17 protein-coding genes are annotated in these 23,336 nt (G+C 50.0%); 12 read left to right on the top strand and 5 right to left on the bottom strand.

What is annotated here, in order from left to right; genetic code table 11:
* Positions 1–419: 419 nt before the first annotated feature.
* Genes EC840_RS18155 through EC840_RS18130 form a run of 6 tightly spaced genes read left to right on the top strand, consistent with a single transcriptional unit; the run spans position 420 to position 9,616 of the window.
* Entirely contained in the window at positions 420–1,940 is a 1,521-nt protein-coding gene (locus tag EC840_RS18155) for a type I restriction-modification system subunit M (RefSeq protein ID WP_132966484.1), read from the top strand.
* A complete protein-coding gene (locus EC840_RS18150; RefSeq protein ID WP_132966482.1) occupies positions 1,933–3,108 on the top strand; it encodes a restriction endonuclease subunit S in 1,176 nt (391 codons plus the stop codon). Before EC840_RS18155 ends, EC840_RS18150 begins: the two co-directional genes overlap by 8 nt.
* Complete coding sequence (rhuM, locus tag EC840_RS18145) at positions 3,101–4,099, top strand: RhuM family protein (protein WP_132966480.1); 999 nt, start codon at positions 3,101–3,103, stop codon at positions 4,097–4,099. Before EC840_RS18150 ends, rhuM begins: the two co-directional genes overlap by 8 nt.
* A gap of 3 nt (positions 4,100–4,102) precedes the next feature.
* Positions 4,103–7,420 carry an HsdR family type I site-specific deoxyribonuclease gene (locus tag EC840_RS18140; RefSeq protein ID WP_207914772.1) on the top strand — a complete coding sequence of 1,106 codons (3,318 nt, stop codon included), beginning with the start codon at positions 4,103–4,105 and terminating at the stop codon, positions 7,418–7,420.
* Positions 7,421–7,427: 7 nt separating this feature from the next.
* Positions 7,428–8,207 (top strand): SprT family zinc-dependent metalloprotease, encoded by a 780-nt coding sequence (locus EC840_RS18135; protein ID WP_129637715.1) that lies wholly within the window; start codon positions 7,428–7,430, stop codon positions 8,205–8,207.
* Positions 8,208–8,233: 26 nt separating this feature from the next.
* Positions 8,234–9,616, top strand: coding sequence for a DUF6880 family protein (locus EC840_RS18130; protein WP_132966478.1), 1,383 nt, complete (start codon positions 8,234–8,236; stop codon positions 9,614–9,616).
* A 32-nt stretch (positions 9,617–9,648) separates the two neighbouring features.
* Here the strand turns inward: EC840_RS18130 and EC840_RS18125 are convergent, their stop codons facing one another.
* A complete protein-coding gene (locus EC840_RS18125) occupies positions 9,649–10,305 on the bottom strand; it encodes a Qnr family pentapeptide repeat protein (RefSeq protein WP_112288028.1) in 657 nt (218 codons plus the stop codon).
* Between the two features lie 197 nt (positions 10,306–10,502).
* Between EC840_RS18125 and EC840_RS18120 the strand changes: the two genes are divergently transcribed.
* The 3 genes from EC840_RS18120 (at position 10,503) to EC840_RS18105 (ending at position 14,922) form a co-directional block, all read left to right on the top strand.
* Positions 10,503–11,438, top strand: a complete 936-nt coding sequence (locus EC840_RS18120; protein ID WP_132966476.1) for a hypothetical protein — start codon at positions 10,503–10,505, stop codon at positions 11,436–11,438.
* A gap of 143 nt (positions 11,439–11,581) precedes the next feature.
* Positions 11,582–13,741 carry a peptidyl-dipeptidase Dcp gene (gene dcp / locus EC840_RS18115; protein ID WP_132966474.1) on the top strand — a complete coding sequence of 720 codons (2,160 nt, stop codon included), beginning with the start codon at positions 11,582–11,584 and terminating at the stop codon, positions 13,739–13,741.
* A gap of 227 nt (positions 13,742–13,968) precedes the next feature.
* A complete protein-coding gene (locus EC840_RS18105) occupies positions 13,969–14,922 on the top strand; it encodes a hypothetical protein (protein WP_165929048.1) in 954 nt (317 codons plus the stop codon).
* A gap of 62 nt (positions 14,923–14,984) precedes the next feature.
* Here the strand turns inward: EC840_RS18105 and EC840_RS18100 are convergent, their stop codons facing one another.
* Both EC840_RS18100 and EC840_RS18095 read right to left on the bottom strand, forming a co-directional pair.
* Positions 14,985–16,178: an MFS transporter gene (locus EC840_RS18100; protein WP_132966468.1), complete on the bottom strand. Its 1,194-nt coding sequence runs from the start codon at positions 16,176–16,178 to the stop codon at positions 14,985–14,987.
* A 132-nt stretch (positions 16,179–16,310) separates the two neighbouring features.
* The gene (locus EC840_RS18095) at positions 16,311–17,012 is read right to left on the bottom strand and encodes a TetR/AcrR family transcriptional regulator (protein ID WP_113876929.1); all 702 of its coding nucleotides are present in this window, start codon (positions 17,010–17,012) and stop codon (positions 16,311–16,313) included.
* A gap of 84 nt (positions 17,013–17,096) precedes the next feature.
* Here EC840_RS18095 and EC840_RS18090 point away from each other — a divergent pair, with 84 nt between their 5' ends.
* Entirely contained in the window at positions 17,097–18,596 is a 1,500-nt protein-coding gene (locus EC840_RS18090) for an MDR family MFS transporter (protein ID WP_132966466.1), read from the top strand.
* 102 nt (positions 18,597–18,698) lie between these two features.
* On the top strand, positions 18,699–20,561 hold the full coding sequence (locus tag EC840_RS18085) for an ABC transporter ATP-binding protein (protein WP_132966617.1): 1,863 nt from the start codon (positions 18,699–18,701) through the stop codon (positions 20,559–20,561).
* Between the two features lie 9 nt (positions 20,562–20,570).
* Here EC840_RS18085 and EC840_RS18080 read toward each other — a convergent pair whose 3' ends face one another.
* Positions 20,571–21,698, bottom strand: a complete 1,128-nt coding sequence (locus EC840_RS18080) for a GNAT family N-acetyltransferase (protein WP_132966464.1) — start codon at positions 21,696–21,698, stop codon at positions 20,571–20,573.
* Positions 21,699–21,861: 163 nt separating this feature from the next.
* Positions 21,862–22,497: a carbonic anhydrase gene (locus EC840_RS18075; RefSeq protein ID WP_095923905.1), complete on the bottom strand. Its 636-nt coding sequence runs from the start codon at positions 22,495–22,497 to the stop codon at positions 21,862–21,864.
* A 220-nt stretch (positions 22,498–22,717) separates the two neighbouring features.
* Between EC840_RS18075 and msrA the strand changes: the two genes are divergently transcribed.
* A complete protein-coding gene (gene msrA, locus EC840_RS18070) occupies positions 22,718–23,260 on the top strand; it encodes a peptide-methionine (S)-S-oxide reductase MsrA (RefSeq protein ID WP_112288068.1) in 543 nt (180 codons plus the stop codon).
* The last annotated feature ends 76 nt before the right edge of the window (positions 23,261–23,336 follow it).

The raw sequence follows: 23,336 nt of genomic DNA, 5'->3' as shown, positions 1-23,336 counted from the left end.
AGCATCTGCGCGGGGCTAGTTTGCCCGTTTAGCGACGGGTCACCGGGCTTGAAATTAGCACTTGAGTACCGCGCGGACAGGCAACCCAAACACTGCTTGTCCTTCTCCAGTCGGTCCCGGTGCTTATTGGTGGAACGCGGTTTTAAAAGGCCGCAACAATGAAAAAGTGTATTTATGCACTGATCGTTGTGCTGGGTTCTTTGATGACGTCGGAAAATGATGGATGGAACGTAAACGTTTCTCATATCAATATTAACGTCAACATAGGGGCTGGTTTGTAGCAGTAGAGGAACCGCCCTTCGGGGCGGTTTTTTTACACCTGCATTTTGGCTTGGGGAAACGCGCTATTTTTGCAAAGCAGTGATAAGGGTAGAATGCCGCCATGCTTTTCACCGAACGATAAAGAGTGACGGACCCGAATGAACGATAAAGTAAAACAAGACGACATTAACAAAGCACTTTGGGATGCCTGTGACACGTTCCGTGGCACCATCAGCGCGGATACCTATAAAGATTTCATCCTGACGATGCTGTTTCTGAAATACATCTCTGACGTCTGGCAGGATCATTACGATACTTACGCCAAAGAGCACGGTGATTCGCCGGAGCTGATCGAAGCGCTGATGAAAAGTGAGCGTTTTGTCCTGCCGCGTGATGCCAGTTATTACGCCATTTACGCCCGTCGTCACGAAGCCAAAAACGGCGAACGTATCGATCAGGCGCTGCACGCTATTGAAGAAGCCAACGGCACCAAACTTAAGGATGCCGGTAAAAGCGTGTTCCAGGATATTTCTTTCAACACCGATAAACTGGGTGAAGAAAAGCAGAAGAACGGCATTCTGCGCGAACTTATCGAGCATTTTGATAAACCGGAGCTGAACCTTAAACCGAGCCGCGTCGGCACGCTGGATGTCATCGGTAACGCTTACGAATACCTGATCAAGAAATTTGCCGCCAGTGGCGGGCAGAAAGCCGGTGAGTTTTATACCCCGCCGGAAGTGTCGGATTTAATGTCAGAACTGCTGGATCCGCAACCGGGCGATACCATTTGCGATCCGGCCTGTGGTTCGGCGTCATTGCTGATCAAATGCGGTGCCCGTGTGCGCACGAATCACGGTTCAAAGCATTATGCGTTGTACGGTCAGGAAGCCATTGGCTCCACCTGGGCGCTGGCAAAAATGAACATGTTCCTGCACGGCGAAGACAACCACAAAATCGAGTGGGGCGATACCATCCGCAACCCGAAATTGCTGGATAAAAACGGCGACCTGATGCTGTTTGATATCGTTACCGCTAACCCGCCGTTCAGCCTGGATAAATGGGGCCATGCGGATGCGGAAACTGATAAATTCAACCGCTTCCACCGGGGTATTCCGCCAAAAACCAAAGGCGACTATGCGTTTATCTCGCATATGATCGAAACCCTGAAACCTGCCACCGGTCGTATGGGCGTCGTCGTGCCACACGGCGTGCTGTTTCGTGGTTCCAGTGAAGGGAAAATTCGTCAGCAACTGATTGAAGAAAACCTGCTTGATGCGGTGATCGGCCTGCCGGAAAAACTGTTTTACGGCACCGGCATTCCGGCGGCGATCCTGATCTTTAAGAAAGATAAAATCGACAACAATGTGCTGTTTATCGACGCCAGCCGGGAATATAAATCCGGTAAAAACCAGAACGAGCTCAGCCCGGAAAATATCGCCAAAATCATCGCGACTTACCGCGAAGGCGGCTCTGTCGATAAATACGCCTATATCGCCAGCCTGAAAGAAATTCAGGAAAACGACTACAACCTGAATATCCCACGTTATGTCGATACCTTCGAGGAAGAAGAAGAGATTGATCTGGTGGCGGTGCGTGAAGAGCGTCTGGCTTTAACAGCGCAACTGGATGCGCTGGAAGCGGAAATGGCGGGATATCTGAAGGAGCTGGGTTATGAGTAAGGTTCCGGCGGGTTGGGAGCTTAAAAGTTTAGGTGAAGTGGCAGAGTTACAGCGTGGATTTGATCTGCCCGCAAAAGATCGAGTCGACGGTAATATTCCGATCATTTCTTCGGGAGGCTATTCCGGTTTCCATAATGAGCCTAGAGCAACGTCTCCAGGAATTGTCACAGGTCGATATGGCTCAATCGGTGATGTGTATTTTATTGAGGAAGATTTTTGGCCATTAAATACTTCCTTGTGGGTTAAAAATTTTCATGGAAATGAGCCAAAATATCTCTATTACCTGCTCAGTAGTATCGATTATAAAAAATTTAGTGATAAGACAGGTGTTCCTGGTGTTAATAGGAATGATCTGCATGCGATAAAAGTTTTTGTACCTCCTTATAAAGAACAAACCAAAATCGCCCAAATCCTCTCAACCTGGGATAAAGCGATTGCGACCACCGAAAAACTGATCGGCAACAGCCAGCAGCAGAAAAAAACGCTGATGCAGAGTTTGTTGACGGGGAAGAAGCGGTTGCCGGGGTTTGAGGGAGAGTGGCTTAGTGAAGAGCTTGGAAGTTTAGGTGAAACATATTCAGGCTTGACTGGTAAAACTAAAGAAGACTTTGGTTCTGGCTATCCTTATATTTCATATATGAATGTATATAAGAACACTGAAATTAATATAGATTTTTCTGAAAAAGTAAATATTGGGCCAAAAGAAAATCAATATAGAGTTTCTTATGGGGATATATTTTTCACAACATCTTCGGAGACTCCGGAAGAGGTTGGGATGTCTTCAGTTTTGCTTTCCCATATTGAAGATACCTATCTTAACTCATTCTGTTTTGGATACAGGCTTTTTACATTTGAAAAAGTATTACCCGAATTTTGTAAGTTTGTCTTCAGGGGCGATGAAATGCGGAGGAAAATTTCTAAACTTGCTCAAGGGGCAACCAGATATAATCTTTCTAAAAAGAGATTAATGCTCTTACGTATAGTTTTACCCCCACTCCCGGAACAACAAAAAATCGCCGCCGTTCTTACTGCTGCCGATAATGAAATCGAACTGCTGCAAAAGAAACTGGCCTTCCTGAAACAGGAAAAGGCCGCGTTAATGCAGCAATTGCTGACCGGTAAGCGCCGGGTGAAAATTCACACGACAGAGGAATGCATGGATGCCTGAAAATGATGTGATTTTGTATACCAGCGAAGACGGCATGGCGCAGTTTACCTTGCGTCAGCTTGGCGGTCAGGTGTGGCTGACACAGCTGGAAATCGCAGAACTTTACCAGACCAGTAAGCAAAATATCAGCAAGCATGTGAAAGGCATTTTCTCAGAGCAGGAGCTGGCTGAGGAGGCAGTTGTCAACCGTAAGTTGACAACTGCCAGTGATGGAAAAGAGTATCTGACTCAGCTGTATGCGCTGCCCTTAATTCTTGCCGTAGGTTATCGGGTACGTTCGACAAGAGGCACACAGTTCAGACGCTGGGCGACTCAGACGCTGGGTGAGTATTTGTCTAAAGGCGTGGTAATGGATGACGAGCGTCTTAAAGATCCTAAATGGGATTATTTCGATGAACTGCTTGAGCGCATTCGCGAAATACGTTCTTCGGAATTACGTTTCTATCAGAAAATTCGTGATTTGCTGGCGCTGTCTGAAGATTATCGCGCCAATGAAAAAGAAACCTCACTGTTGTTTGCCGAAGTACAAAATAAGTTATTTTTTGCTGTAACGGGTTTTACGGCTGCTGAATTAATTGTACAAAGAGCTGACCCGGATAAGCCGAATATGAACCTGTTCAGTTTCAAAGGTCAGCGTGTGCGTAAAGCCGATGTGGTGGTGGCGAAGAATTATCTTAGTAATGATGAACTGGACAGCCTTAACCGTCAGGTTTCAATGTTCTTTGAATTTGCCGAATTTCGTGCGGAAAGAAAGCAGCACTTAGTATTAAGTGACTGGCAGGAATACATCGATAAATTCATGGCATTTAACGATCAGCCAATTTTAAAACGAGCGGGTTCAGTGAGTCGTGAACAAATGACCTTAAAAGCACATCAGTGCTATGAGATTTTTGATCAGCAGCGCAAAAAGCATGATGCCCTGGAGGCTGACCGGATTGAACTGGAACAACTGGATCAGCTCGAAAAGCGTTTACAGAAGAAAAAGGACTAACTGATGTCGCAACCCGAAATGCATATCCCGCCGAAATACGAAGAAGAATATATCGCCAAATTACCCGCCCTGACGCTGATGGCGAATATGGGCTGGCGCTTTCTTTCGCCGCAACAGGCGCTGGATGCCCGCCACGGCAAACAGGATCAGGTGGTATTGCGTGAGGAGTTGCGCCGTGTGCTGCAAACCCGGCGTTTTCATTACGCGGGCAAAGCGCATCCGCTTTCTGAAAAATCTATCGAAAATATTATCAGTGAAGTCTGCAGTCCGGCGCTGAATGAAGGGCTAAGGCAGGCGAATCAGCGGATGTACAACCATTTGCTGTACGGTATCGCCGTCACTGAATTCGTGGATGGCCGTAAAACCAACCAGACGGTTTCACTGATTGACTGGAACAACATCGCCAGCAACAGTTTTCTGGTCACCGAAGAATTTCGTGTCACCCGCACGGGCGGCATTGGTTCTTCATATTATGACTGCCGTAAACCGGATATCGTCGGTTTTGTGAATGGCATTCCGATGGTAGTGATTGAGGCCAAGCGCCCGGTCAGTCAGGGCAAGAAAGGCCCGACCCTCGAAGAAGGTATTTCCCAAAACCTGCGTAACCAGATGCATGACGAAATTCCGCAGTTATTCGTCTACAGCCAGATTTTGCTTTCTGTTAACGGCAACGACGGGCGCTACGCCACCTGCGGTACCCCGCTTAAATGCTGGGGCGGCTGGCGGGAAGAAGATATTACCGACGCTGAAATGCTGGCGGTAAAAAATAAAAAGCTCAGTACGCAACAAATCACCTCGCTGTTTAGCCACCGTAAACCGCAAGATATCGCCTGGTATCAGAACCTGATTGCCGGCGGTCAGATGGCTGTCACCGGTCAGGATCAGATGCTCATCAGTCTGTTATTGCCGGCGCGTTTGCTGGACATGACCCGCCTGTATACGCTGTTCGATAATAAGATTGGCCGTGTGATTGCCCGTTATCAGCAGGTGTTTGGCATTAAGCGACTGACTGAGCGCATCAAACTCAAAAATGCGCAGGGGGGGCGTGAAGGCGGCGTGATATGGCATACCACAGGTTCCGGGAAATCGCTGACGATGGTGTTGTTCAGCAAAGCGTTACTGCTGGATGAATCGCTGAAAGCCTGCCGCTTCATCGTCGTGACTGACCGCGTGGATTTACAGACTCAGCTGAGTAACAGTTTTCTGTCGGGCGATCAGCTGCCCGGCAAGCACGATCATCAGAAAGCCATGGCGACTTCGGGCGCGCGTCTGGCGCAGCAAATCGGCAAAGGCAAAGAGCGAATTATCTTCTCGCTGATCCAGAAATTTACCTCCGCAACAGAATTGCCGGAGTGTTTTAACGACGACCCGAATATCGTCGTGCTGATCGACGAAGGCCACCGCAGTCAGGGCGGTGAAAACCATATCCGCATGAAACTGGCGTTGCCCAACGCGGCTTTTGTGGCTTTTACCGGTACGCCATTACTGAAAGATGATAAAACCACCAATAAGTTTGGCCCGATTGTTCACGCTTATACCATGCAACGTGCGGTGGAAGACAAAGCCGTTTCCCCGTTGCTGTATGAAGAGCGAAAGCCTGAGCTGAACGTGAATGAGAAAGCCGTCGACAGCTGGTTTGAACGCATCACCAAAGGACTGAGTGACACGCAAAAAGCCGATTTAAAACGCAAATACTCCCGCAAAGGTGCAGTTCAAAGCTCTGATGATCGTATCCGGCTGATCGCTCTGGATGTCGCCAACCATTTCAGTAAACATATTACGGAGGGTCTGAAAGGCCAGTTGGCGTGCGACAGCAAACTCTCGGCGATCAAATATAAAAAGTACCTCGATGAGGCCGGATTGTTTGAATCTGCTGTGGTCATGAGTCCGCCAGATACCCGTGAGGGCAATACCAGCATCGACGAAGCCACTCTGCCGGAAGTCTCGAAGTGGTGGAAAGACAATGTCGGCAGTCAGGATGAGCAGAAATATACCCGCGATCTGATTAAACGTTTTGAGAAAGATGAGCAACTTAAGCTGCTCATCGTGATCGATAAATTACTTACCGGTTTTGATGAGCCGCAGAACGCCGTGTTGTATATCGATAAATCGCTGAAAGGCCATAACCTGATCCAGGCGATCGCCCGTGTAAACCGGCTGCATGACAAGAAAAAAGAAGGATTGCTGATCGACTACCGCGGTGTGCTGGCCGAACTGGATACGACCATCGCCAAATATCAGGATCTGGCCTCACGAACGCAGGGCGGTTATGACATCCATGATATCGACGGTTTGTATAATCAGATGAGCAGCGAATATAAACGCCTGCCTTTACTCTATAACACCCTGTGGGCGATATTTGACGGGGTGACGAATCAAAGTGACCCGGAACAATTACGTCAGGCGCTGGTGCCCAAAATGGAGCTCCGTCACGGCGAGTTTGTCGATATTCATCTGAAACGTCGTGAAGATTTTTACGAGGCTCTCAGTGCCTTTGCCAGTTGCCTGAAAGTGGCATTGCAGTCAGCGACCTTCTTTGAAGACAGCAGCTTTACCGATGCTGACCGCAAAAATTACAAAGATACGGTCAGGCAACTTTCGATTTTGCGTTTACAGATAAAAGAGGATGCCGGTGAAACGGTAGATTATGACGAATACGCTGACCAGGTGAAAAAGCTGCTGGATAAACATGTGGTGGGCGTGCAGATAAAAGAGCCTGATGCGGTGTATAGCGTGTCTAAAATGGGTCAGCAAAAGCTGAAAACACCGGATGCCTCTTGGTCGGAAGATAAAACGCGTAACGAAACCGATATCATCAAAACCCGCGTAACCAAAATGATTGAGCAGGATTTGCATGATGATCCTTACGCGCGGGAAGCCTTCTCTGCGTTGCTGATGAAAACCATCGAAGAAGCCGAAAAACAGTTCGATCATCCTTCCAAACAATACCTGCTGTACTCCGAATTTATGCAGGACGTTGAAAACCGCCGCCTGCAGGATATTCCTGATGCATTTGGCAGCAACAAGCATGCGCAGGCCTACTACGGCGTGTTTAAAAAAACCTTGCCGCAGGTGTTCGCAACGGCAGATAAGCAGGTCGAGAAGAACTGGACCGATCTGGCGTTTGTGGTTGATGCTGAGGTTGACTGTGCCGTTACCGAGAATTCCATTAACACGCAAAATATCGAAGCTGCCATTCGTACCCGTTTGTTGCCGATGTTATTTCAGCAGTGCAAAGACGTCGGGGCGGGTATCCATCAGGTGAATATGATTGTCGAAAGCGTGGTGCAAATCACCCGCGTTGGCTTATCGGGCATATAGGGGAAATATGAGCGTAAGAATTGCGGTTCCCCGGCCACGTAAATATTCGCCTGATCAGTGCTTTCACTATGGCGACGAGCGCATTTGCTTTGAAATCAGCACCCGGCGCAGTCAGAAAAGTAAGGTGTTGATCAAAGTGCATCCGGATTGCCGGGTGCAGGTGGCTGCGCCGGAAAACAGTTCCGATGAAGAAGTGCTCGGTGCGGTTAAAAAACGCGGACGCTGGATCTGGCAACAACTGCGGGATTTCCGCGCCCAGCAGGAGCATCTGACCGAACGGCAATATATCAGCGGTGAAAGCCATTATTATCTCGGCAAGCAATACATGCTGAAAATCCTGGTGGAACCGCAAGAGAAGCCACGGGTCAAAATGCTGCGCGGTAAGCTTGAAATTACGGTGCGGGAAAAGAATCCCGAGCGCATCCGCGTTTTGCTCAATGAATGGTACAAAGACCGCGCCAAAGAGGTGTTCGCCCGAAGGCTGGAGGAGATGCTCGTTCAGGCGCTGTGGGTGAGTGAAAGACCGCCGCTGCGCGTGCAAACCATGCAAACTCAATGGGGCAGTTGTTCACCGCTGGGGCGTATAACCCTGAATCCCCACCTGGTCAAAGCGCCACGGGAAAGCATCGATTATGTGATTTTGCATGAATTGTGCCACCTGGCGGAGCATAACCATAGCGAGCAGTTTTACCGCCTGATGAAGCAGGTGATGCCGCATTGGGAGAAGGTAAAAACTCACCTTGATAGTATGGCGGCGGCATTATTGAATGGCAGCCATCGGGCGTAGTGATTTCTAATAGAAAAGGGATGCCAATGAAAGAATATAACAATTTAATTACGGATCTTGCTCTGCTTGAGAGTCATGTGTTGGCCGATTTTATTGCTTCACTCTACGGCGAAGACGAGATTTTGGATAAGAGAATAGAACGGCTTCTGCTTAAAAAAGATATACCGGCATTATTTGAAGCGCTTAAGAACGAGATAAAATCATTGCGCCGGGGGCGGCATTATTACAGCTATTATGAAACCAGCGAGCTTGCAAATAAAATCTATGATTTACAGAAGGACATTGAAAATAGCGTAATGCCCATCTCTGCGGATAAGGCTTTTCAATTGTTCAATGATTTACTCGCCACAGCGGAAAATTCGCTTAATCGGTGTGATGATTCTGATGGTTATATTGGCGATATTTATCGGGATACTTCTTTGTTATGGCTGAAGGCAGCAAGTCGGAGTGCTGTACCCGCTAAAGGCTGGATGCCGGTTGTCAGAAAATTAGTAGAAGATAACGAGTACGGCATTCTTGACCCGATTTTGCCGAATGCCTCAATGCTGTTGACTGAAGACGAGTTGCGACAACTGGCAGATTATTATGAAGACAAACTGCGCACTTCACTCAAAAAAAGAGATGAGGAAACATTTGATGATGGTATCTGGTCTGCGCATCTTCATGGCATCGCTGAGTCTTTAAAAGACCCCGCTTTGTTTATACAGACGACTCTGTTGCTCAGTCCTTCGCCTGATTACAGACAAAAGGAAAGCATTATCAGGTTCTGTATCCATTGTGGGGCTTACGATGAGGCCATGAAATGGTTGCAGGGTAAATGGGGTAATGGCGACCGGGCTCGACCGGAAGCGACGCGGTTAGCGTTATTAGCCGATTGTTATCAGGCACTGGAGCAGCATGATAATTATCTGAAAACATTAATCGAATTGCTGGATGTTAAGCCTGATTATGCAAATTTACTGCGCACGCTTGCTTTGGTTTCAGATAATGAGGCGCAACAATTGCGCGATAAATTCATTATGTCAGTTCTCAAAGAGCCGGAGCTTTATGATCAGTTAGATCCATTATTAAAACTCCATGAATATGGAAAAGCTGAAGAACTGGCGATAAAAGGTATTCACGAAGTGGCTGAATGGCATTACACGCAGTTGCTTTCACTGCTGGATGACGTACCTGCAAATGAGCATATCCTGCGTGTTATTCTTTTTCGAAGCCTGACTGATGATATTTTAGCCGGGGGCAGAACTCAGGCTTATCATCATGCTGCCAGTTATCTACAGCAACTTGATCAGCTGGATAACGAAATCAAAACTTATTCTGCTTTACCTGATCACGCTGTTTATATGGGGAAAGTTAAAGAGAAGCATGGTCGTAAATACAGTTTTTGGGCGAAATACAATCCTCAATGAGACTATTTCAACTCCTTTCACTTCAACTCCTCTCATTTCGAATGAATCACAATCATCCCCAATTTTTCCAGCAAATGGCTTTGCTGCCAGTCGTCGATTTTCACGCCATCGAGATCGACTTTACGGATGTTCAGTTCGCCCAGATCTGAATTCGTCAGGTCGCAATGGGTGATATTGACGTTATTCCAGTCGAACTCGGTGAATTCGCCGCCGGACAGGTCGGAGCCGCTTAAGTTTGCGCCCTGCACGTTTGCGCCGGTCCAGCGGTTTTCCCATAACTCGCATTTCTCCAGAATGACTTTGCTGAAGTTGGCGTAGCTGAAGTTATTTTTGGTCATGAAGGCGCTGCAAAACCAGGTGCGCGAGGTGATCATGTTCATAAAGCTGGCACCGCTGAAATCTGCGCCGGTGGCTTTGCATTCACGGATTTCACAGCCCAGCGCCTGAATGTTTTTGAAATCCGCCATCGTCAGGTCACAACGCTTAAAGCTGGCATCCTGCAATTTTGCATGCTGGAAAGAGCAGCCTTTTTGTTCTTCATCATCGTAAAAAAGACAATCGACAAATGCGGTTTCTGACAGATCGGTGCTGTCGAACCGGCAGCGGTAAAAGCGGCAGTTCTCCAGTGTCTCGCCGGTGAATTGCTTCACGCTAAAACGCTGGTCAGTGAATACTTGATTGGTGAACATCCTCAATCCTGTTAATTTTTTATTTCAGTTATAAATAGGTTACCAGAAGAACCAGGACACGTTAATGATTTTATATTATCCGCAGTTTGCTTTATTTTATAATATTTTCAATCTGATTAATTATTAAGTAAGTGGCTATGAAGGTATTTTTATTTTAATCTCTTCGTTATTTACTTTTGAGCATGGAGCATTAATATATGCTTGCACCGGATAAAAAAGTTTTCACCAAAAAGACAGCAGGCGAAAAGATCTTACACAATACCCGCAACAGATGGTCTTCACAAACCAGTGAGAGCATGATGCGTAATGGTATTCTGTGGAAGCCCGGCAAGAAAACGATAGATGATTATTCTGTGCATAACTATCACGCATTACGAATAGCACTGGGTAAATTGACGATTCAGGAGCAGAGTTTTTTTAACACCCTGACTCAGGCACCTTTCTATGCTGTTCACTGCACAGATTCACTTGACGTGGTCAATAAAAACAACGATCTGATTTTATATTCAAGGAAAAAATTAATCAGTAAGGGGATCCGGTTTAATGCAGATAACACGCAGCCTATAGATATTTCGATGTTGGGAAATGACGGTTATGTGTTTTTTTCTTTAGAAGTGGGTTCACCATTACTGAAATCCTCAAGTCGCTTTGGCAGTATATTTTATAAAATAGCCTATTCCCATCCTGTTTTTCGAAATTCATCGTTGGTGTTAACGGATCAGGTCGCATTAGTGATGCCGAGATGTCATATTCCAGAACTGAGCCGGGAGGCTGTTAGCCTATTAGAAAAGAGGGCGTTTAATCGTCTGTCGATAATTTTTAACGGGAAGATGCTCTCCATTTTAGGACTGACGTATTCTATTATTTTAGATAGCCGGAGTTTACCGCCCGCAGATCAGAAAATAATCCTGTCTGCCAGAAATAACGCACAACTGTCTAACGTAGTGAACAGTTTTTTCCGGCCGGAGATCCGTGTACCGAAAATGGTTGGCATAAAATCTGATGAATATGCAATCCATATGGAGCATTACAAGCCACGTATGAGCAGGTCCAGTTCAAGTGATAGTGATGAAGGCGCTTATGGTAGCGATTTCTTCGGCTCAGGTTCAGACAGCTCAGAGGCAGAAGACTGACAGTCTGCAGTGTGAAAAGTAGTCTACCTTGATTAAGAACGAATCGGTTTGTGGGCAAATTTTACCCTGTCAATTTTGCCCAATTCCCTGCCTGTTACTATGCTCAAAGACTTAAAGGAACTCAGGCAAAGGAAAATCCAAAAATGCGTCTCTCTCCTCTTTTTCTCTCTTTAACTCTGGCATGCAGCCAATACGCAGCCGCTGCACAATCCACATCTGCACCGGCACCAATGCAGGAGCACGTTATGAATCACGCCATCAACGCAGATAACCCATTCCTGAAACCCAGCCCGCTGGAATATCAGGCGCCACAATTTAATCTCTATAAAGACAGCGATTACGAGCCGGCCATTCTGGAAGGCATTCGCCAGAAACTGGCTGAGGTCGATAAAATCGCTAACGATACAGCGCCGCCTACTTTTGAAAATACTTATGTGGCGCTGGAAAAATCCGGCGTCATGCTGCAGCGCGTACAAAATGTTTTTGGCGCGATGACCGGCGCAAATACCAACGACACGCTGCAAAAAATCGACGAAGACACGTCGCCTGAACTGGCAGCGATGGATGACAGTATTCATCTCAACAGCAAACTGTTCGCGCGGCTGAAAGCGGTGTATGACCAGCGTGGCAGCCTGAAAGTTTCTCCGGAATCACAACGCCTGATTGACGTGACGTTTAAAGATTTCGAGCTGGCAGGTGCCAATCTTTCTGATGCGGATAAAGACAAACTCAAGGCGCTGAATCAGCAGGCCGCGACGCTCAGCACGCAGTTCACTAACAAATTGCTGGCCGCGACCAAAGCGGGCGGCCTGACGGTGAAAGATAAAGCGCAGCTTTCCGGGCTAAGTGATGCTGAGTTATCGGCTGCCGCGCAGGCCGCCAAAGACCGCAAGCTGGACAACGCCTGGCTACTGGTGCTGCAAAACACCACTCAGCAGCCGTTATTACAGTCGCTGGATGACCGTGACACGCGCAAAGCGCTGTATGAAGCTTCCATCAATCGCGCTGAAAAAGGCGATGCCAACGACACCCGTACGCTGATTGCGAAGCTGGCAAAAGTCCGCGCGGAGCAGGCTCAGGTGCTGGGTTTCCCAAGCTATGCCGCGTGGAAGCTGGAAGATCAGATGGCGAAAACGCCGCAAGCCGCACTGGATTTCATGCACAAAATTGTGCCAGCCGCGACCGCCCGCGCACAGCGTGAGGCGCAGGATATTCAGGCAGAAATCGATAAACAGAAGGGTGGATTTAAAGTGGCTGCCTGGGACTGGCAGCACTATGCGCAGCAGGTTCGCAAAGAGAAATATGATCTGGACGACGCGCAGATCAAGCCGTATTTCGAGCTGAATAACGTGCTGGAGAACGGGGTGTTTTATGCCGCTAACGTGCTGTACGGCATCACGTTTAAAGAGCGCAAAGACCTGCCGGTATACAACCCCGACGTGCGGGTTTTCGAGGTGTTCGATAAAGACGGTAAATCGATGGCGCTTTTCTATGCCGATTATTATCAGCGTGATAATAAAGGCGGCGGCGCGTGGATGAGCAATTACGTCGATCAGTCGAAATTACTGGGTAATAAGCCGGTGATTTATAACGTGGCGAACTTCCAGAAACCGGCGGCAGGGCAACCGGCATTGCTGTCGTGGGACGATGTCATCACCCTGTTCCACGAGTTTGGTCACACGCTGCACGGTTTGTTTGCCGATCAGGAATACCCGAGCCTTTCCGGCACCGCGACACCGCGTGATTTTGTCGAATTCCCGTCGCAGTTTAACGAGCACTGGGCGAGCGATCCGAAAGTGTTTACTCACTTCGCTAAACATTATCAGACTGGCGAAGTGATGCCGCAGGCCTTGCAGGACAAAATCGAAAAGGCCAGTAAGTTCAACAAAGGGTATGACATGACCGAGCTGCTGGCCGCGGCGTTGCTGGATATGCACTGGCACAGTCTGAGCGCAGACGCCCCGCAGCAGGACGTTGATAAGTTCGAAGCGGAGTCACTGGCGAAAGATAAAGTGAATCTGGCGTATGTGCCGCCGCGTTACCGTTCCAGCTATTTCCAGCACATTTGGGGTAATGGCTATGCGGCCGGATATTACGCCTATCTGTGGACCGAAATGCTGGCCGACGATGCCTTTGCCGGTATCACCGAACAGGGCGGGCTGACGCGGGAGAATGGTCAGAAATTCCGCGACCAGATCCTCTCACGTGGTAACAGCGAAGACCTCGAAAAGCTCTACGAAACCTGGCGTGGCAAAGCGCCGTCGATTGAGCCGATGCTGAAAAACCGCGGGCTGGAAGAGTAACTTTGATTAAGGCGGTTTTGACATCCTAAAAGAAAACCCCGCTACCATTTTCATGATAGCGGGGTCTTTATCCTTGCGCTTTATGTCGGGGAACTGAGCACCATGACTAAGATGGGAGAAGAACCGTCAACTAGCTACAGCGGCAAAATTACGCGCTCTTGACGAAGCTGTCAACCGCAGAGTAGCGTAGCGGCGTGACAAAATGGACAACGTAAAGGAAGACGAAAATGCCACAAAGTTATGATTATCAGGAACCGAGACGCCTCCTGAGTCAGCAGCGGTTAACAAGCTATGAGTCCTCACTTAAAACGCAGAATGACGCCGAATTGTTTGGTGCATATTGCTGGAATCTCGCGGTGACTGGGGCATTTTACCCCCTTGTCCAATTACTGGAAGTTGCCTTAAGAAATGCGTTACATAATGTCGCTTTAACGCATTACCCTTGCCCGGCGGGGAAATTCTGGTACGAAGAAATTCCCGCAACACCTGTTTTAAATCCAGATGGCAAATTTGTTATCGCGCCTCATGCAAAGAAATTTAGTGAGAAGATGAAGTCTGCTTATAAAGAGGCCAGGCAAACGATCGTGGAAAAAACAGGATTTATTCTGGAACCTTCCATTGATCAGATCATCGCGAATACCGCATTTGTCACCTGGGAGTATCTTCTTGATGGCGCATTTTATAATGGTAGTGACAAGCGTTTTCTTTGGCCTCACCAGTTAACTAAAGCATTTAAAAAGCTTCCAAGGGTGACGGGCGTCAGTAATGTGCAATACCTGCAACGAGATGCGATTCGCCGCCGAATCGAAGAAATAAGGCATTTTCGCAACCGGCTTGCACACAATGAGCCAGCATGGCGGGTAGAAAATCTTAAATCCAGAAGTGAGGTCATTGCTCATTTACTCGAAAAACTGGATAACATGCTGGAATTGCTATTTTGGATATCTCCGGCATTCAGGCGCTATATTCAGGACATTGGGATTGAAAACCGTATCAGGCAACTTTTGAGCTTAAATGAGCTAAATCGTTATATGCATATCTATGAGCACTACCCGATAAAGAATTTGGAATCCCTTTATATGCTCACAGAGAAGTCCAATAATGAAAATTGTCGTTTCCATTTTGATATCAATGGGCTAAATGGATTTTTGGTTCCTTCTAATACCCGATTAATGCAATAACTCCAGGATATCAGACAGGCGTATTGCATTTTCCGCCATGCACGTTTTATCTAAAACGTCGCTTAACGCGACGCCAGCCGGTGCCCCATCCAGAAGAATACCAGGCCGCCCACCGAGGCGGCGATCAGCGCGACAAACATCACCGGCGGGGCGGCGTAACTGAGCAGAAAACCGCACATCACCGGGTTTATCGCGCCGCCGAGATTGCTCAGATTCTGCATCCCGTAATAACTGCCTTTCATGTTTTCCGGCGCGATAAAGTCGATAAACATGTATTCCACCGGAATAACGATCAGCTCGCCGAAACTGAAAATCGCCATGGCGATCACCCAGAACAGTACGGATTGTCCGGCAGTCATAAAGCCAATCAGGCCGATGATGAAGAAAATTGTGCCGAGCAGCAGCCATTTCAGCAGCGTATTTTGCTTCATCCGGCTGCTTAATATGTACTGGAAAGCGATAACAATCACGGCGTTGGTGATCATCACTGCGCCGATAATCTTGTAGGCAAAGGTCGCGTCCGACACCAGGATCAGATACTGCGACAGATAACCGGCGAACTGCCCGAACACTATCGACCCCAGCGTACTGCCCAGCGTGAAGTAAATCAGGCGGCGGTCGTGCGCGAGAATACTCAATGTCTGGCGCAGATTGGGTTTGGGCAGCGGTTTTTGTTCAGGCGTGGTCTGCGGCGGTTTATGCGGAATATTGCGCAATCCCCAGGTCAGGGAAATCACGGTGCCCAGTGCCAGCACGCCGGAAATCACGAACGGCAGCATCGGGCTGAAACCCGCCAGCCAGACGCCCAGCGACGAACCTACCGCCCAGCCGACGTTCACCAGCGTATAGTTCATCGAAAAGGCTTTCACCCGCTTTTCCACCGGCAACCAGCTGGCGATACAGGCTTTAAGCGTGATGCTGAGCAGGGCGTATGACGCATTCAGCAGCGCCAGAACCAGCAGAACGCCGGTCACATTGGGCAGAAACGGCAGCAGTAAAAAGCTCAGACCAAACAGGCTGACGGAGACGGTGATCAGCGTCCGGTGATTGAATTTATCCACCAGATAACCGCCGTACAGACTACTGAGAATGCCGATCGCCAGGCTGGCTCCGAGAATAATCCCGACGCTTTTCGGCAACAGATGATAGTGCTCAGTCAGATAAATCGTGATAAACGGCAGTGTGACGCCTCGTCCGATAGTGAGTACTAACGAACTGGCTAACAGCGCGAGAATTAACGGCGGCATTCCCTTCATGTTAAACGGCATTCCCTGAGTAACGGCAACATTTTCGTTACATCATAAAGGAGTCTGCGCAGTATTTTTCATTACAAAAAAGAGGGATTTAAGAGAGTTGCGCGGCTATCCCCGCGCTTGCCGGAATTTCCCTTACGGCTTCTGCGGTGCCACGCCGTGGAACAGCAAAAGAGCGACGTGTTTGCGCAGCATATCGGGGGAAATAGGCGACGCGCCTTCCTGACGCATTTTCATTGAGGCCATCGGGAAAAGCGTCAGGCCGAACAGTGAAATAAACAGCAATGCCGGATTAAGATCCGGGTTCAGTTTTCCTTCGGCCTGCCAGCGGGTGATGCATTCATGCACGATTTTGCGGTTCTTGTCGCCGTTGCGTTCTTCCATGCGTTTTTTCAGCATGCCGCTTTCGCTGATGACTTCGCGCACCCACAGCGGCGCCACCCACGGATATTTTTCTGCCGCATCAATCATGCACTGCGCCATGTGGGTGATCGCCATCAGCGGATCGTCGGCGTGCGTTTCAAAAATGTCGGTAAATCCGGCACGCACCGGCTGAAAACGTTCGTCGATCATCACGTCCAGAAGCTGCTCGCGGGTCCTGAAATAGTAATGGAGCATGGCGGTAGTGACGCCCGCTTCTTTGGCGATCATGCTCAGCGGCGTTTCAGCGATGCCGTATTGGGCAAACAGTTTCAGAGCCGCGTCCAGCAGCAGTTCACGCTTATCTGCTCCGGATTTTGCACTGCGCGGACGGCCCGGACGACGCGCGGTTGTCGTCTCCGGTTTTTGATCCTTTTGTGCGGATCTCGCCGTTTCTGAGATTTTTCTGTCTGCCATAAGGGGGGTGATCCATTGACCAGATTAATTTGATGCTTCAATATTAATTATACAGTTAATTAATTACAAGTCAGGATGTCATTCATGACGACAATAAATTCGGCACAGAGCGAAGTCACGAAGGAGAAGCCTTCAATAAAGCTGCTGTTCTCCGCGCTGATGCTGGTGATGCTGCTGGCCGCACTCGACCAGACGATTGTGTCTACCGCGTTGCCGACTATCGTCAGCGAGCTCGGCGGGCTGGATCAGCTCTCGTGGGTGGTGACCTCTTATCTGCTGGCTTCCACAATTGTGGTGCCGCTATACGGTAAGTTTGGTGATCTGCTCGGACGCAAAATCGTGCTGCAAACGGCGATCATTGTGTTCCTGCTCGGTTCGGTATTGTGCGGACTGGCGCAAAACATGACGCAGCTGATCCTGATGCGCGCCCTGCAAGGGCTGGGCGGTGGCGGATTGATGGTGGTCAGTATGGCGGCGGTCGGTGATGTCATTCCGCCATCAGAGCGCGGGAAATATCAGGGACTGTTCGGCGGCGTATTTGGTCTGGCGACGGTGATCGGGCCGCTGATCGGTGGTTTTCTGGTGGAGCATATTTCGTGGCGCTGGATTTTCTACATCAACCTGCCGCTGGGGATTTTTGCCCTGCTGGTGATTGGCGTGGCGCTGAAATCGCAAAGCGCGCGCATCCGCCATGAAATCGATTTTCTCGGCGCGGGTTATCTCGCGGCGGCGCTGACCTGCATCATATTGTTCACCAGCGAAGGCGGCACGGTGTATCAGTGGTCGGATCCGCAGCTGTGGTGCATTCTGGCGTTCGGTATCGTGACGCTTGGCGGCTTTATTTACGAAGAGACGCTGGCGGCAGAGCCAATCATTCCGCTGGGTCTGTTCCGCGACCGCACCTTCCTGCTGAGCTGCGCAATCAGCTTTATTATCGGCATGTCGCTGATGGGCTCGATGACTTTCCTGCCGCTGTATCTGCAGGTGGTGAAAGGGTCGTCGCCGTCGGGAGCAGGGATGCAGTTGTTGCCGCTGATGGGCGCATTGTTGTTCAGTTCGATAGTCAGCGGGCGTCTGATCAGCCGTATTGGCCGTTATCGTATTTTCCCGATTATCGGTACGTTACTGAGTTTCACCGGCATGGTGCTGCTGGGCTTTCTGAAAGTCAGTACGCCGGTACATATGCTGTATCTCTATATCGGCGTGCTCGGTTTCGGTCTGGGGATGGTGATGCAGGTGCTGGTGCTGGCGGTGCAGAACTCGGTTTCGATGAAACAAATGGGCGTGGCGACCTCCGGTGTGACGCTGTTCCGCTCGATTGGGGGGTCTATCGGCGTGGCGATGTTTGGCGCGATTTTCACCCACGTTCTGCGTGATCAACTGGTGGCGCTGATCCCCGAAGGCACGGTGCTTCCGCGCTCACTCAGCGCGCAGGCAGTACAAGAATTACCGACCGCCATACGCGATGATTATTTGCAGGCGTTTGGCTCGGCGCTGCACTCGGTATATCTGATTGCGGCCTGCGTCATGGTGCTGGCGTTTGTGTTGTCGCTGCTGCAAAAAGATGCGGTGCTGAAGAAATAACCGGCTGTAATCCCCGTGATTTGCACTAAGCTTTCCCCTTTACGGCGTTGAAATGGCATGGAAACCAGCAACGCCGACAGGGAAATCATAAAGGGGATCGCTATGCTGTTTCGCCGTTTCGAGCGAATGATCGACATCTTCCGTGAGGCACCGGCTGCTGAGCCGCCGGATCAGGTTTTGCCTTTCTATCTTTATTATCTGCGCCAGGTCTGGCCGAGTTTTGCGATTTTGCTGGTGGTGGGGCTGGTCTGTGCGCTGATTGAAGTCTCGCTGTTCAGCTATCTCAGTCAGATTATCGATCTGACCAAAGACACTCCGCCGGGCAGTTTTTTCACCGACCATATGGGCGAGCTGTTGTGGATGGCGGCGGTGGCGATGATCCTGCGGCCGGTATTTATCGGGCTGCATGATTTGCTGGTTCACCAGACTATCAGCCCTGGTATGACCAGCATGATCCGCTGGCAGAATCATAAGTATGTCCTCAAACAAAGCCTGAACTTTTTCCAGAGTGATTTCGCCGGACGCATTGCCCAGCGCATTATGCAGACCGGTAACTCGCTGCGCGATTCTGCGGTGCAGGCGGTGGACGCCATCTGGCACGTGGTGATTTACGCCGCCAGTGCGCTGTTCCTGTTTGCCGAAGCGGACTGGCGGCTGATGATCCCGCTGATTATCTGGATATTCGGTTACGGTGTTTGTCTGCGTTATTTCGTGCCGCGCGTGAAGCAGCGTTCGGTGCAGTCGTCGGAAGCGCGCTCGAAACTGATGGGCTGCATTGTTGACGGTTACACCAATATCACCACGCTGAAACTGTTCGCGCATACCGATCTGGAGCAGAAATACGCCCGCGAAGCGATTACCGAACAGACTGAGAAAACTCAGCTGGCGGGGCGCCTGGTCACCGGCATGGACGTGTCGATTACCACACTCAATGGCTTGCTGATTGTCAGCACCACGGGTCTGGCGCTGTGGTTGTGGACGCAGTCGCTGATAAGCGTCGGAGCCATCGCGCTGGCGACCGGTCTGGTGATCCGTATCGTGAATATGTCTGGCTGGATCATGTGGGTGGTGAACGGTATTTTCGAAAATATCGGCATGGTCCAGGATGGCCTGCACACCATTGCGAAACCGCTGACCGTCACCGATCAACCGCAGGCGAAAGCGCTGAAAGTCGATCAGGGGGCGATCCACTTTGATCACATTCAATTTAATTATGGCAAAGAGAATTACGGCAAAGAGAATTCTGGCAAAGGCGGAAAGGTGATCCCCAATCTGGATCTGGCGATCCGTCCCGGCGAGAAGATCGGCCTGATCGGGCCTTCCGGCGCGGGGAAATCCACGCTGGTGAACCTGCTGCTGCGCCTGTATGACATCGACGGTGGCCGCATTGTGATTGACCAGCAGAATATTGCTGAGGTCACGCAGGAAAGCCTGCGCGCGCAAATCGGCATGATCACGCAGGACACCTCGCTGCTGCACCGTTCTATCCGCGATAACCTGCTGTACGGCAGGCCGGGAGCGACGGAAGAAGAGTTGCAGCTGGCAATCCGCCAGGCGCGTGCCGATGAATTCATTCCGCAGCTTTATGATTCGCTGGGCAGAACCGGGCTGGATGCCCATGTCGGTGAGCGTGGCGTCAAACTCTCCGGCGGCCAGCGTCAGCGTATTGCGATTGCCCGCGTATTACTGAAAAACGCGCCGATCCTGATCATGGATGAAGCCACGTCAGCGCTGGATTCCGAAGTGGAAGCGGCGATTCAGGAAAGTCTGGAGACGCTGATGGGCGGCAAAACCGTAATTGCCATCGCGCACCGCTTATCGACGATTGCCAAAATGGACCGGCTGGTGGTGCTGGAAAAAGGGCAGATTGTCGAGATGGGCAATCACGCCGAACTGCTGGCGCACGGCGGGCTTTATGCGCGCCTGTGGCAACATCAGACCGGCGGATTTGTCGGTATGGATTAAGTCCTGCACTTAACAGACGTCGTGCCGGTAGGGCAGCACTTCACGGGCTTCGTCGGCCCAGCGCTGCACGCCGGCACGTTCTTCTACTAAAAAATCTTCCACGGCATCACGTAAACCCGGATGACGTAAATAGTGCCACGAGTCGGTGATCACCGGCTCAAAGCCCCGCAGCAATTTGTGTTCGCCCTGTGCGCCCGCATCAAACCGTCTCAGCCCGCTGGCAATCGCGTATTCCATCCCCTGATAGAAACAGGTTTCAAAATGCAGCCGGTCGAATTCTGCCAGACAGCCCCAGTAACGCCCGTATAAGGTATCGCCGCTGATTAAGCTGAACGCCATCGCTACGTCGCGGCCGTTTTGTTGCGCGAATACCACGCGGATCGCCTCAGGCATTCTTTCCGCCAGCAGGCTGAAGAATGCGCGGGTCAGATACGGCGACTGACCGCGAATGTGATAGGTATTGCTGTAGCAGGCATAGACGAAATCCCATTGCGCTTCAGTGACCTGCGCGCCTCCCAGCCAGACAAAATCAATGCCCTGCGCCGCTACCTGTTCGCGCTCTTTGCGAAACTGTTTACGCTTGCGCGACGTGAGCGCGTCGAGGTAATCCTGAAAATCGCGATAATCACGGTTTTGCCAGTGATACTGCAACCCTTGCCGGTGCTGCCAGACGGGTTCTGCTCCGATCAGCCGGTTGGCGCGTTCATCGGTAAAATTGATGTGTGCGCCGGTCAGACCGTTTTCTTCAAGATAATCTGGTATCGCCTGCAACAGACTGACTGCTGCCGGTTCATCGCCCAGCAATCGTGCGCCGGTCACCGGGCTGAACGGCACCGCGCCGAGCCATTTCGGGTAATAAGCAATCCCGGAACGCTGGCAGGCATCTGCCCAGCCCTGATCAAACACGTATTCGCCATAAGAATGACGTTTGCGGTAGCCGGGAATGGCGGCGAGGATGTTGCCGTTTTCCTGCCAGGTCAGGTGCTGCGGACGCCAGCCTGAATTTGGGCCCAGGCTGCCGCTGTCTTCCAGTGCCGATAAAAAGGCATAGCTGAGGAACGGCTGTTGCGCAGGCACCAGCGCATCCCACTGAGCAGCAGGACAATCGGCCAGACGGTCTAACGTGATAACAGGCATCAATTATTCTCGCTGTGGCGTAAAAGAGAAATCGGTTAACTGTCGTTCAGGCAGGGGGATATTACGGCAGAGGTTAAGATAACAATATAATAAGACTTAAGTCGCTGATTTATCATCCGGAACATTATTTAAAAATGTTCCGGATGTTTTATTTAACGGGCAATTAACTGGCGCGAACTTCCGGGTTATCTGACAGCGAAATAAAGGAGGCGCTTTTCGCATCAAAGGCTTCGATGCAACCCGATTCAATATCATACACCCAGCCGTGCAGGGTGATTTCCCCTTTCGCCAGCGCGACCGCGACACAAGGATGCGTGCGCAGGTTACTCAGCTGAGCCACCACGTTCTGGTGCACCATACCGTTGACGCGTGCCTCAGGGTTTTCGTGTTCGACGGATTCATTGATGGCTTTCGCGGCATCAGAATAACGCAGCCAGTGCGCAACCGCAGGCATGTGATCGAGACAGGTGCAGTTAGCGATGGCGCTCATGGCGCCGCAGTTTGAGTGCCCGCAGATGACGATATCTTTCACGCCCAGTGCTTTAACCGCGTACTCAACCGTAGCGGAAACGCCGCCCGGTTCCGGACCGAATGGCGGCACAATATTACCGGCATTACGGATAACAAACAGTTCGCCCGGTTCACGCTGCGTGACTAATTCCGGCACTAACCGGCTGTCAGAACAGGAGATAAACAGGGTCTTAGGATTTTGGTTTAATGCGAGTTCTTTGAATAACTTAGAGCGTTGCGGAAACGCCTCTTTCTGGAATCTGAGGAAACCTTCAATTACGTCTTTCATAGGGGAATTCCATGTATTTCAATGCCAGTGAGTCTGCCACGAAAAAAAAGGCAGATCAATCAGACACAATATCAACACTATTTACAGGGAAATAAGCGGTAGCAAAATAATATAAATTTCCGGCGATAAGCATTTCACATTCTGTTTTTTTAATGCCATACCTTTATCTCAGCATTATCCGTCCCCATATTTCCTCAATACCCTGAGTGAAGGAGTCAGTATGACAATCGAATACGCTATTTTCGGTGGCGGCTGTTTCTGGTGTACAGAAGCGGTGTTTAAAGACGTCATCGGCGTGGAGTCGGTGGAAAGCGTTTATACCGGCGGGCGTCGTCCGAACCCGAATTACGAGCAGGTTTGCACCGGTACGACCGGTCATGCGGAAGCCATCCGTGTGGGGTTTGACCCCGAAAAACTGACCTACGGTGATTTGCTGGATATTCACTTTGTAACGCACGATCCAACCCAGCTTAACCGCCAGGGTAACGACGTCGGCACGCAATACCGTTCGGCGATTTTCCCGGCGAATGAGCAGCAAAAAGCAGAAGCCGAAGCGGCAATTCTGCGCGCGCAGCACGACCACAGTGATCCGATTGTCACCAGCATCGAACCGCTTGGTGAAGTGTACGTAGCTGAAGGTTATCACCAGAATTACTGGGACGGCGCCGGACAGCAGAACCGTTATTGCATGGCGGTGATTCCACCGAAATTACAAAAACTGCGTAAGAGCTTTGCGCAGCGGACGAAATCCCTGAACCCGTAATTGCCAACATTGGCAGCAAGTACACAGTAAAAGACCACATTAAAAACCAGAACCTTTGTTCTGGTTTTTTTGTTTC

It is taken from the genome of Rahnella sp. JUb53, from assembly GCF_004346065.1.
Taxonomy (GTDB): Bacteria; Pseudomonadota; Gammaproteobacteria; order Enterobacterales; family Enterobacteriaceae; genus Rahnella; species Rahnella variigena.
The sequence above is the reverse complement of the archived record's forward strand: the minus strand, read 5'-3'. Positions and strand labels throughout refer to the sequence as shown.

Excerpts from the sequence above, each read along its gene's own strand:
- EC840_RS18100 (WP_132966468.1), bottom strand. The coding sequence starts at position 16,178 with ATGAAGGGAATGCCGCCGTTAATTCTCGCGCTGTTAGCCAGTTCGTTA.
- EC840_RS18080 (WP_132966464.1), bottom strand. The coding sequence starts at position 21,698 with ATGCCTGTTATCACGTTAGACCGTCTGGCCGATTGTCCTGCTGCTCAG.
- rhuM (WP_132966480.1), top strand. The coding sequence starts at position 3,101 with ATGCCTGAAAATGATGTGATTTTGTATACCAGCGAAGACGGCATGGCG.
- EC840_RS18075 (WP_095923905.1), bottom strand. The coding sequence starts at position 22,497 with ATGAAAGACGTAATTGAAGGTTTCCTCAGATTCCAGAAAGAGGCGTTT.
- EC840_RS18095 (WP_113876929.1), bottom strand. The coding sequence starts at position 17,012 with ATGGCAGACAGAAAAATCTCAGAAACGGCGAGATCCGCACAAAAGGAT.
- EC840_RS18155 (WP_132966484.1), top strand. The coding sequence starts at position 420 with ATGAACGATAAAGTAAAACAAGACGACATTAACAAAGCACTTTGGGAT.
- msrA (WP_112288068.1), top strand. The coding sequence starts at position 22,718 with ATGACAATCGAATACGCTATTTTCGGTGGCGGCTGTTTCTGGTGTACA.
- EC840_RS18125 (WP_112288028.1), bottom strand. The coding sequence starts at position 10,305 with ATGTTCACCAATCAAGTATTCACTGACCAGCGTTTTAGCGTGAAGCAA.
- EC840_RS18105 (WP_165929048.1), top strand. The coding sequence starts at position 13,969 with ATGCCACAAAGTTATGATTATCAGGAACCGAGACGCCTCCTGAGTCAG.
- EC840_RS18150 (WP_132966482.1), top strand. The coding sequence starts at position 1,933 with ATGAGTAAGGTTCCGGCGGGTTGGGAGCTTAAAAGTTTAGGTGAAGTG.
- EC840_RS18140 (WP_207914772.1), top strand. The coding sequence starts at position 4,103 with ATGTCGCAACCCGAAATGCATATCCCGCCGAAATACGAAGAAGAATAT.
- EC840_RS18130 (WP_132966478.1), top strand. The coding sequence starts at position 8,234 with ATGAAAGAATATAACAATTTAATTACGGATCTTGCTCTGCTTGAGAGT.
- dcp (WP_132966474.1), top strand. The coding sequence starts at position 11,582 with ATGCGTCTCTCTCCTCTTTTTCTCTCTTTAACTCTGGCATGCAGCCAA.
- EC840_RS18120 (WP_132966476.1), top strand. The coding sequence starts at position 10,503 with ATGCTTGCACCGGATAAAAAAGTTTTCACCAAAAAGACAGCAGGCGAA.
- EC840_RS18090 (WP_132966466.1), top strand. The coding sequence starts at position 17,097 with ATGACGACAATAAATTCGGCACAGAGCGAAGTCACGAAGGAGAAGCCT.
- EC840_RS18135 (WP_129637715.1), top strand. The coding sequence starts at position 7,428 with ATGAGCGTAAGAATTGCGGTTCCCCGGCCACGTAAATATTCGCCTGAT.
- EC840_RS18085 (WP_132966617.1), top strand. The coding sequence starts at position 18,699 with ATGCTGTTTCGCCGTTTCGAGCGAATGATCGACATCTTCCGTGAGGCA.